Here is a 9,974-nt window from a genome sequence, read left to right as displayed (position 1 = left end):
GGCTAACTTGGAAAACCTTTGTTAGTTCTTCGACTTTTACCCCTTGATTGGCTAAAATTATACAATGCGCTCTTTGACGCACCTGATGATGTCGGCTTTGGTGATAAATTCGCCCCACTAATTTAGCTGAAAGGGAATTTACTTCTCGAAGGAATATCATCAGTAACACGAATTAATACATAACTTCTTAATTTTAATGTATTTTATTACTTATTTGTGTAATTAATTCTGTCTAACTACTTAGAAGCAGGTGCTGATGTAAATGCTTGGGGACAGGGAGCTACTCCTCTGCTTCGTGCTGCTACTGGGGGACAGCAAGAAGTTTACGATTATCTGTATCCGCTGGTTTCTGAAGACATCCGCAAGCGTGGGGAGAAAGAAATTGAGAACGGTGTGAAGAGAAAGGAGCGGTTACAGAAAAAGGATGTCGAAGACTTCATTGATGCGGCAATGATGGGAAATATAGAAGCAGTAAAGGTAGCAATTGAGGCAGGGATAGACATCAATGCTATTGGCTCTAATGGTCAAACTGCCCTAATGTATGCGGCTCATTACGTTCATATTCCTGTAGTTCAAACTCTAATTGATGCAGGTGCTGAGTTAGATATTTTGAGCGAAGAAGATGGACTCGGTGAAGGAGAAACCGCTTTGATGCACGTAGCTGAAAGCTTTTTTGCAACAGGAAAACGTGCTGAAGTGGTCAAAATGTTAGTGGAAGCGGGGGCAAACATCAATCTCAAAGGTGAGGATGGTCGTACCGCCCTGATGTTGGCTGCTATGGCGGGTTATGCCGATTCCATACAGGCTTTGATAGAAGCAGGTGCAGACCTGGATGCTAGAGATGATGATGGCAATACAGCGATGATGCTGGCTGAGGGTAACAGACATCCTAAAATTGTTCGCCTGCTCAAACAAGCTGGTGCTTCAGAAGAAGGAATGAATGAAATTGCCTTAATTCGAGCAGCTTATGACGGAAACGTAGAACACGTTAGAGCGTTAATTCAAGCAGGCGCGGACGTTAATCACAGGATGAATAGCACCGCCTTATGCAATGCAGCTTCAAGAGGGCATGATGAAATCGTGAGGATGCTGATTGAAGCTGGTGCAGACGTAAACAAAAGAGCCAGCGAAGGCTATTTTAATCCACTACTTAATGCTGCTTACGCAGGACATCTTGAGATTGTTCGCGCCTTGGTAGAAGCGGGTGCTGATGTGAATGTCAGGGTTGAAGATTACTATAATCCTCTTGAATATGCTGAGTTGGGCATTATGGAAGGACATTACAAAGGTAGACAACACGCTGAGGTGATTGAATTACTCAAGCAAGCCGGTGCTACCAAGTCGCAAGATTTTTAATGAGAAGATGTAGCGATCGCATTCCCTCTTCCTCCCGCACAAACAAAAAAAAATGGGGATGAGTCACCTCACCCCCTCAATTAGCTATTAGCAATTAGCTACTACAGAGTTGGCACAAATTGCTCTTTTTCAGGAACCTCTGTGTACTCAGCTACAATTTGGCGGAACTCTTCACCGTCAATTGTTTCCTTCTCAATCAACAAATCAACGAGACGGTCAACCACTTCGCGGTTTTGGCGCATGATCTGACAGGCTTCTTCGTAGCAATGAGCAACGATTGAGCGTACCTGAGCATCAATCCGAGAAGCAATTTCCTCAGAATATTCACTGCGGCTTGTCCAATCTCGACCTAAAAATACTTCCCCACTCTGGCTTTCTAAAGACAGGGGGCCGAGGTCAGACATCCCGAAGCGAGTTACCATTTGCCGTGCTAGTCCTGTAACCTGTTGCAGGTCGCCGCCAGCACCAGTGGTGATTTCCGAATCGCCAAAGATAACTTCCTCAGCAGCACGTCCGCCTAAAGCGCCTTTAATGCGGGCTAGGAGTTGCGATCGCGAAACCAATCCTGAATCCTCAGAAGGAGTAAACCAGGTTAAACCGCGTGCCTGTCCTCGTGGAACCAGAGTTACTTTCTGTACGGGGTCGTGATCTGGAACCAAGGTGCCAATAATCCCGTGACCGATTTCATGGTAGGCAATCAATCGCTTGCTCTTGCTGTCTACTAGAGGGGTGCCTTCCATCCCAGCAACCACTCGGTCTACAGCGTCGTTGATTTCCAACATGGTGATGGCATCTTTACGACGACGAGCTGTTAAAATTGCACCTTCGTTGAGCAGGTTGGCTAAGTCAGCACCTGTGAAACCTGGGGTACGACGAGCGATCGCTTCTAAGGATACTTCCGGAGCGATTTTTTTGTTGCGGGCGTGTACTTCCAGAATTGCCACACGACCTTTCAAGTCGGGAGCATCGACCATTACTTGACGGTCAAAGCGTCCCGGACGCAATAAGGCGGAATCTAGTACATCGGGGCGGTTGGTAGCGGCAATAATAATAATCCCGGTGTTGCCTTCAAAGCCGTCCATCTCGGTCAGCAACTGGTTGAGGGTTTGTTCCCTCTCGTCGTTACCGCCGCCAATTCCAGCGCCGCGTTGCCGTCCTACAGCGTCAATTTCATCGATGAAAATCAGACAAGGGGCGTTTTCTTTGGCTTTTTTGAACAAGTCGCGGACGCGGGATGCACCAACGCCGACAAACATTTCCACGAACTCAGATCCTGAGATGCTGAAAAATGGGACTCCAGCTTCGCCGGCGATCGCTTTTGCCAATAAAGTCTTACCAGTTCCCGGAGGGCCTACTAACAGCACTCCTTTGGGAATTCTCGCTCCCACTGCTGTAAACCGTTCCGGTTGCTTCAGGAAGGTGACAACTTCTTCTAGTTCTTCTTTGGCTTCTTCAATCCCAGCTACATCGTCAAATTTGATTCCTGTTTTTGCTTCCATCTGGAATCTGGCTCTGGATTTGCCAAAGTTCATCGCTTGACCGGGGCCACCAGGAATGTTGCTAGAGCGACGGAACAAGAAAAACAGCCCAGCAATCAACAGAATCGGGAAAATCAAATTTCCCAGAAATCCCCAAATAGCGCCGTCGTTACGCGCTGGATGAGTATCAAAGCTGATATTAGCTTTTCTGAGCTGAGAAATCAGTTCTGGAGCATTTGATGGCAAATCTACCCGCAGCCGCTGTATTCGGTTATCCAGGTCTGGATCGACGGCTTCCACAATTGCCGTCCGACCACCATCGTATAGGTCAACACTGGTTAAACGACCGTCATTGAGATATTCCAAAAAGCGCCCGTAGGTCATGCGGGTGCTGGCGGTGTTCTTACCCATGTCAGCAGGAGCGGCAGCAAATGCCCCTTGCCACAGGAAGAACCCGATCACCAAGGCTGGTAATGTCCAAAGAACTAATATTCTCCAAGAAAATTTCATAAGCTAGTGGGGTCTCCAAACGGTTAATATATGCAGATTCAATCCAGCTCTGGAGTCATGACAAAGACTAAATGAGCGCAGTATCTTCGCTTTTTTTCACCAGTGCAATCTGGCGAGCCTGAGCGAGGCCTTAGTAAACACTTTAACGTTGAACTTAATCAAATTTAACTTAATTCTCAGGATTAGGGCAACTCATGGCTATTACATACTACAAGAGATGTAAATTGTCAATTACCGAAATGGAAGTTAATTTTTTGAATTTTGGTTTAATCACCGGAGATAGCCACCAGTCTTTAATACGGTTTCTGGAATAGTCGGCTGGATATCGCGCCCTAACTTATAAAAAGAGCTTTTGAGGTAGATAGCAGTCCTCAATGATTCGTGAAGGCGAGATACCCGACTTCTCTAAGAAGTCGGGTATCTGAAGGGCTGGCACCTCACAACTAAAACAGGATTGCTATATGTTTCCTCAGAGCGATCGCTAGATCAAACATTAATCCAAAAAGGTATGACGCGCCCGCTTCCGAGGTTTAAGCCACGAGAAGCAGACGCGCCAATATAGCCAATTTAGATTATGAGAATGAAAGCCTTGCAGGGCAGTTTCAACCCTAGTAGGTTTCTACATGCCAGCGACCAGCTTTCTTCATCGCCCGTTGGTATTCAGTCCAGTTCACCCCTTGCTTGGCGGCGACGGCAGAAAGCGCCTCATCAATGCCACCTTCCATACCCTTCAATCCACAGATGTAGGTGTGGGTATTGTCCTTCTGCATCAGTTCCCAAAGTTTTTCAGCATTCTCAGCAATCCGGTCTTGGATGTACATTCTGCCGCCTTGAGGGTTTTTCTGTTCGCGACTGATGGCGTAGGTCAGGCGGAGGTTGTCCGGGTACTTATCCTGCAACTCTTCCAATTCTTCTTTGTAGAGGATGTTGGGAGTTGTAGCGATACCAAAGAAGAGCCATGCCAAACCGTTGAACTTATAGTCGGGGTTGGCTGCTCTTTCGGCATCTTTGAACATCCGCCATAGGTAAGCGCGGAATGGCGCAATTCCAGTTCCTGTTGCCATCATAATAATCGTGGCATTCGGATCGTCTGGAAGCAGCATTTCCTTACCAGTTGGCCCCGTGATTTTCACTTCATCCCCAGGCTGGAGACCGCAGATGTGGCTAGAGCAAACACCATAGACCATTTCGCCAGTCTCAGGATGCTTGTACTCTAGTCTCCGGACGCACAAGGATACAGTCTTGTCATCAACTCCATCACCGTGACGAGTTGAAGCAATCGAGTAGAGCCTGAGTTTTTCCGGTTTGCCTTTCTTGTCGATTCCCGGCGGGATGATACCAATACTTTGACCTTCTAAATATCGTAAATCCCCCTCAGAAATATCGAAGGTGACGTGACGACAAGTGCCGATTCCGCCCTCACGAACCATTTCTTCATTGCTGATACACCGACCAATAAAAGGATTATTCGGACGGTAGATATTAACGGGAATATCTTTTTCAGTCTTTTCCTTTGCTTGAGTCATAGGCTTGCTTTCTTCTCCTGCTTTCTTGTCCTGTGCTGCGGGTTGTGAAGAAGTGGCTTGCCCATTCGCTTCGCTTGTTTGTGCCACAGAGCGGTTGGCTAAAGAGCCATTCATGCTGCTGTCAACACTCAGTTGCTGGATGTTGACAATTTTGCCACCCATGCGAGCGATCCGCCGCATTTCTTGGTTCATGCGGCTGTATGGCACTGTGATGAATATGCTACCACTGCGACGAATGGGGTAGTTCATTTGGTCAGTTTGTTCGTTCTGACGCAGACCCACCACTTCATAAACAAAGACGCGGCTCCCAGATTCTGTATTCGCAGTACCGTTGGCTGTGCTTGAGTTATACATTAGCTGTTAAATATCTCCTCCGATCCCAGGTTCACTTAACATTCTGCTACAAAGCGCACTCCTAAAGCACATACCATGTGTACTTAGCGATTGATCAAAATGGAGCGAGCGCGCTCACTTTGGGGCCGTCACCATTGGGAGATCGCCCAGTTTCTTAGCCGAGAACCCAATGTTTGCACTTCCACAATACAGAGTCATCCCAGCAGAGAATGTCGCTATTGAGTCAATTTAATTTTTTCTTTCTAAAAATGCGCTCGTAAAGCGTAGCATAAGAACTGAGCGAGATAATTCTAATCACAGTCAGCCTTGTAGCGTCTATCTCATTCTGGTAAGATACAGTGTAGCAGCTAGTATTAAATACTTACTGGACTGGGCTTGAGTCGTCCTCAACGGGCAACAGCACATCAGCTGTGCTGTATGTTAACAATGGTTATGCTTTAGTGCTTATGCCACCGCATAAAAACCGAGGGGAACCTCTTGGCTAGGGATTTAGATTGCTTAAAACTACTGAAAAGAAAATTTTTTGCGTTAGAGGGAAGCTATGACCAGTCAGCTGGATCGTGTGGTTTTAATTGGTGTTGCTGGAGACTCCGGATGCGGTAAGTCCACATTTTTGCGCCGATTGACCGATTTGTTCGGGGAAGATTTTGTGACGGTGATCTGCTTGGACGATTACCACAGTTTGGATCGTAAGCAGCGCAAAGAAACGGGAATTACAGCGCTAAACCCGAAAGCGAATAACTTCGATCTGATGTACGAGCAGATCAAAGCGCTGAAGAACGGTAAGAGTATCGATAAGCCAATTTACAACCACGAAACCGGCGCGATTGATCCACCAGAGCGAGTAAACCCTAACCACATTATCGTGATCGAGGGACTTCACCCGTTGTATGATGAGCGAGTGCGATCGCTTCTAGACTTCAGCGTGTACCTAGATATCAGCGATGAAGTCAAAATTGCCTGGAAAATTCAGCGAGATATGGCTGAGCGCGGACACACCTACGCTGATGTCATGGCTGCCATCAACTCTCGCCGCCCCGACTTTACCGCCTACATTGAGCCACAGAAGGAACACGCTGACGTTGTGATCCAGGTTTTGCCGACCCAATTAGTCAAGGAGGAAAAGGAAGGCAAGATTCTGCGGGTGCGTCTAATTCAGCGGGATGCTGTGGAAGGCTTTGAGCCAGCTTACCTGTTTGATGAAGGGTCAACAATTGATTGGAGACCCTGCGGACGCAAACTCACCTGCGGCTATCCCGGCATCAAGATGTACTACGGGCCAGATAGCTACTATGGTCACGAGGTTTCTATTCTGGAAGTGGATGGTCAGTTTGAAAAGCTAGAGGAAGTTATCTACATCGAAAGCCACCTCAGCAAGACTTCTGCCAAGTACCACGGCGAACTGACAGAACTGTTGCTTCATCACCGGGAGTATCCAGGCTCTAACAATGGTACTGGGTTGTTCCAGGTGTTAGTAGGTCTGAAGATGCGGGCGACATACGAGCGCTTAACTTCTGGAAAGAGCCAGTCTCTGGCAGCTACGAAAGTGTAATTAAAGGCTCTCAGGCTCCCAGGCAAATGGAAAGAGCGTTGAGAGCTTGCGGAAGCGCGACTATTAAACTAGATGATGAACAACGCGAGAAACTGACAAAAGTCTCTCGCGTTTTGTTTTTCCCCTTAACCAGCTGATGACGGTGTGTGAGTATTGAATGCTTGCTTTGCGTTTAAATTCCTTAACATTTCCTAAACTGAGAAATGTAAAGATATCGTAATCTTGCATCTTATGTTCCTCAAACCGAATCAACGCACAAAGTTAGACGATACGGATGATACGCTGTTCTACTCCTACCCGCGCTTTGTGACGCACGTAGACGAAGGCTTCATTAAACAGCTGACAGATTTATATAGAGAACGGCTGAAGCCAAATACTCGCATCTTGGACATGATGAGCAGCTGGGTTTCCCATCTACCAGAGGAGATGGAATTTGCTCACATCGAAGGACACGGACTCAACGAGGAGGAACTGGGGCGCAATTCCCGTTTAGATCATTACTTTGTACAAGATTTAAACAAAAATCCTAAGTTACCCTTGCCCGATGGTGATTTTGACGCGGTTCTCATCTGCGTTTCGGTGCAGTATCTGCAATACCCGGATGCGGTATTTTCTGAGATTCACCGGGTTCTGAAACCGGGTGGAATTGCGATTATCAGCTTTTCTAACCGGATGTTTTACCAAAAAGCGATCGCTGCATGGCGGGATGGTTCAGAATCTAGTCGCGTTGAGTTGGTTAAAAGTTACTTTACCTCAGTCCCAGAATTTAGTCCGCCTGAAGTCATTACCCGAAAATCCAGCGCTCCCAATTTCCTCCAGTGGATGGGTGCAGCTGGCGGCGATCCTTTCTATGCTGTAATAAGTCAGCGGCTTTAAGCTAAGTGGAAATTTCCCCAGGTAAGATGGCAAAAATGCCAAGATGGGGATTAAGTGTAGAAATTAAAGCTATCAGGAGGCGGTAATGTTTTTCCAAAATGGGCGTAGAATTTTAGCGGCTTTATTACTGTCAGTATTGCTGCTGGTGACATCTTGTGCAACTCAGGCTCCCTCTCCTTACGCTCAGGCGCAAAAGGAAAGTACCCAGAGAAATGCCCCTTCAGCAGTTGCCAAAGATGCTACACAGGGTAGCCAATTTAATAAATTCTTTCCAAAAGGTAGCGGTGGCTTCCAGACCGTAGCAGCTCAAGAGAAAAAAGGCTTTGCTGAGTATAAGCTGAAACAAGGCGGCAAGGATGTAGCGGTGCTGTCTATCAATGACACAATCAGCAACCCTACAGCCGCAGCTAAATTCAACAGCAGCACTCAAAGAATCGCTGGGTATCCAGCAGTTAATCAGGGCAGTAACGGCACTGCTATTTTAGTAGGCGATCGCTACCAAGTCAAAGTGCAATCCCGCGATGCTTCCTTTACCCAAAGCGATCGCGAAGCATGGTTACAAAGATTTAATCTCAGTGGTCTGGCACGACTGAAGTAAGTAGTCTGTTGCTATTGTCAGCATGGCTAATCGTTGAAAAATGATTAGCCATTAGCTAATGACTAATGACCATTGATTGACTAAACAAGGAGACTTTTGTGAGCAAACCTATTTTTGAATTGGTTGATGAGCTATCAACCAACAACATGACCACGAGAGCGCTACGAGCGCTTGATTTTGTGGTTCCTGGCGAGTGGCAAAATATAGTTGGATTCGACAACACCATTCGCGCTGTCACCGGAGAAACCGACGCCGCCTTTATTCAGCAAATTGGCGAACGTGCTGTTTACTTGTATAACGACAAGTCGCAAGGTTATCAACGAGCCATGTGGCTTTATCAAACTGTTGATAATGCAGATAAAGCCTTGGGTGCAGCTGCTCTAGCCAACAAAGTTGGTGAAAACATTCCCTTTTTGGGACTTTTAAACCGCCTTACTCCCAAAGCTAACAAAGCTCAAGCCATTGATTTGACCATAAAATTAGTAGTTGAGTTAGTTGCTTTCTGCCAAATCAACGGCATCCCCGGAGACAGCATCGGTGATTTTGTTGCGTCTTTGAGTGACTATAGCGGCGAATCTCTGATGCGGATGGTGGCGCTGGTTTGCTTTGATGGTCTGGTTCCTCTTGGCCCTGACTTCCTCCTGCAAGCTACTTCCAGCTTAAATCAGACAAATCCCTCAGAATTAGAACAAAATCAGACCTATCAGCGCGTCCACGATCTGATTCCAGGTGGCAGTTCTCAAGGTAAGCTAAACTTCATTGGTCAAAGCTTTGATTCAGTCAAAGGCTGGATGAGCGGTTTGGTTACTTCTCGCGGTTTGACACCAGAAAAAGTTGTTAAGAACCTGCACAATTTTGTAGAAATTTCTAACGACAAGTTAGACTACTTGGGTGCTTTTCTAGATGTGACAACTAACTACTACGAACACACTGGGACTCAAACCCTGGCTCGTCGTTTGATTGAACGCGCCTCAGCCGAAATTTAAGCTCAACGACTAAAGTCGCGGCTCTCGCGAACAAAGCCCGCCTTCGCGGGCTTTAATTTTAAGCCTCGCGTTGCGCGGGCGTAGTACGCAAAAGCCCAGGCTCAGGCAATGTGGGTAAGTAACTGTCTAGAATAAATTACACAACTTTGCATTGCTACATAAGGCTTTCAATAGGATTTGATATGTAATTTATTTGGCATATCCACTTATAGATGCAAGATTGGGATACACTCTATTTTTTTTTGCTTTAATTTTTGTCAATATTTTGTGATTTATAGCACAGAAATACTTATTCTTAAGAGTATCTGATAAAGCCGACGTGAGGGGTAGGGGGCGATCGCTTCTCTCCCAATACGGTTTGGATAAGATAAATTGTTTACCGATAACCGTTGTAAAGACGTTCTATCTTAACGTCTCTACGCCCCCAACCCCATGCCGACTCCAATGCACTATGCGATTGAATCAAAGATTCAAAGGAGATTTACTGTCATGGCAATAGAAACTGTTAGAGAATTTTTGGAAAGCGTAAAACAAGATCAACGATTAAAAGAAAAAGTTAAAGCAGCACAAGAACCAGAAACTTTGGTGGAGATTGCCAAAGAACGTAGCTATATTTTCTCACCCGAAGAATTAGATACTGCGTTAAGCAATTTGTCGAAGAAGCAAGACGAGTTAGCAGCTTTAGTCAACCCGGGTATCTCACCCCGGCGACATCTTCATCCAAGGTAATTGGGGATT

The 9,974-nt window shown here is 46.3% G+C and carries 8 protein-coding genes and 1 pseudogene; 6 read left to right on the top strand and 3 right to left on the bottom strand.

Translation table 11 applies throughout. The features are described from left to right. Positions 1-160 (bottom strand): annotated as a pseudogene (locus H6F66_RS28275) (IS630 family transposase); the annotation flags it as partial. Between the two features lie 233 nt (positions 161-393). Here H6F66_RS28275 and H6F66_RS07235 point away from each other — a divergent pair. Further along, the gene (locus H6F66_RS07235) at positions 394-1,356 is read left to right on the top strand and encodes an ankyrin repeat domain-containing protein (protein ID WP_190419698.1); all 963 of its coding nucleotides are present in this window, start codon (positions 394-396) and stop codon (positions 1,354-1,356) included. Between the two features lie 101 nt (positions 1,357-1,457). On the opposite strand, the gene ftsH2 is transcribed toward H6F66_RS07235, so the two are convergent. Together ftsH2 and petH are read right to left on the bottom strand one after the other, a co-directional pair. Beyond that, positions 1,458-3,344: an ATP-dependent zinc metalloprotease FtsH2 gene (gene ftsH2 / locus H6F66_RS07230; RefSeq protein ID WP_190419696.1), complete on the bottom strand. Its 1,887-nt coding sequence runs from the start codon at positions 3,342-3,344 to the stop codon at positions 1,458-1,460. Between the two features lie 608 nt (positions 3,345-3,952). Then, positions 3,953-5,224: a ferredoxin--NADP reductase gene (gene petH / locus H6F66_RS07225; RefSeq protein ID WP_190419694.1), complete on the bottom strand. Its 1,272-nt coding sequence runs from the start codon at positions 5,222-5,224 to the stop codon at positions 3,953-3,955. A gap of 541 nt (positions 5,225-5,765) precedes the next feature. Between petH and H6F66_RS07220 the strand changes: the two genes are divergently transcribed. The 5 genes from H6F66_RS07220 (at position 5,766) to H6F66_RS07200 (ending at position 9,965) form a co-directional block, all read left to right on the top strand. Continuing rightward, positions 5,766-6,776 carry a phosphoribulokinase gene (locus H6F66_RS07220; protein ID WP_190419692.1) on the top strand — a complete coding sequence of 337 codons (1,011 nt, stop codon included), beginning with the start codon at positions 5,766-5,768 and terminating at the stop codon, positions 6,774-6,776. A 231-nt stretch (positions 6,777-7,007) separates the two neighbouring features. Beyond that, complete coding sequence (locus tag H6F66_RS07215) at positions 7,008-7,652, top strand: class I SAM-dependent methyltransferase (protein ID WP_190419690.1); 645 nt, start codon at positions 7,008-7,010, stop codon at positions 7,650-7,652. An 85-nt stretch (positions 7,653-7,737) separates the two neighbouring features. Then, positions 7,738-8,250 (top strand): hypothetical protein, encoded by a 513-nt coding sequence (locus H6F66_RS07210; RefSeq protein ID WP_190419688.1) that lies wholly within the window; start codon positions 7,738-7,740, stop codon positions 8,248-8,250. Positions 8,251-8,348: 98 nt separating this feature from the next. Beyond that, complete coding sequence (locus H6F66_RS07205) at positions 8,349-9,236, top strand: hypothetical protein (RefSeq protein WP_190419686.1); 888 nt, start codon at positions 8,349-8,351, stop codon at positions 9,234-9,236. A 489-nt stretch (positions 9,237-9,725) separates the two neighbouring features. Then, entirely contained in the window at positions 9,726-9,965 is a 240-nt protein-coding gene (locus tag H6F66_RS07200) for a Nif11-like leader peptide family natural product precursor (RefSeq protein ID WP_190419684.1), read from the top strand. The last annotated feature ends 9 nt before the right edge of the window (positions 9,966-9,974 follow it).

This window comes from Trichocoleus sp. FACHB-6, from assembly GCF_014695815.1.
GTDB lineage: Bacteria > Cyanobacteriota > Cyanobacteriia > Cyanobacteriales > FACHB-T130 > Funiculus > Funiculus sociatus.
This window is presented reverse-complemented; position numbering and strand designations above follow the sequence as displayed.

Coding starts and splice junctions, on each gene's coding strand:
- H6F66_RS07220 (WP_190419692.1), top strand. CDS start 5,766: ATGACCAGTCAGCTGGATCGTGTGGTTTTAATTGGTGTTGCTGGAGAC.
- H6F66_RS07200 (WP_190419684.1), top strand. CDS start 9,726: ATGGCAATAGAAACTGTTAGAGAATTTTTGGAAAGCGTAAAACAAGAT.
- ftsH2 (WP_190419696.1), bottom strand. CDS start 3,344: ATGAAATTTTCTTGGAGAATATTAGTTCTTTGGACATTACCAGCCTTG.
- H6F66_RS07210 (WP_190419688.1), top strand. CDS start 7,738: ATGTTTTTCCAAAATGGGCGTAGAATTTTAGCGGCTTTATTACTGTCA.
- petH (WP_190419694.1), bottom strand. CDS start 5,224: ATGTATAACTCAAGCACAGCCAACGGTACTGCGAATACAGAATCTGGG.
- H6F66_RS07215 (WP_190419690.1), top strand. CDS start 7,008: ATGTTCCTCAAACCGAATCAACGCACAAAGTTAGACGATACGGATGAT.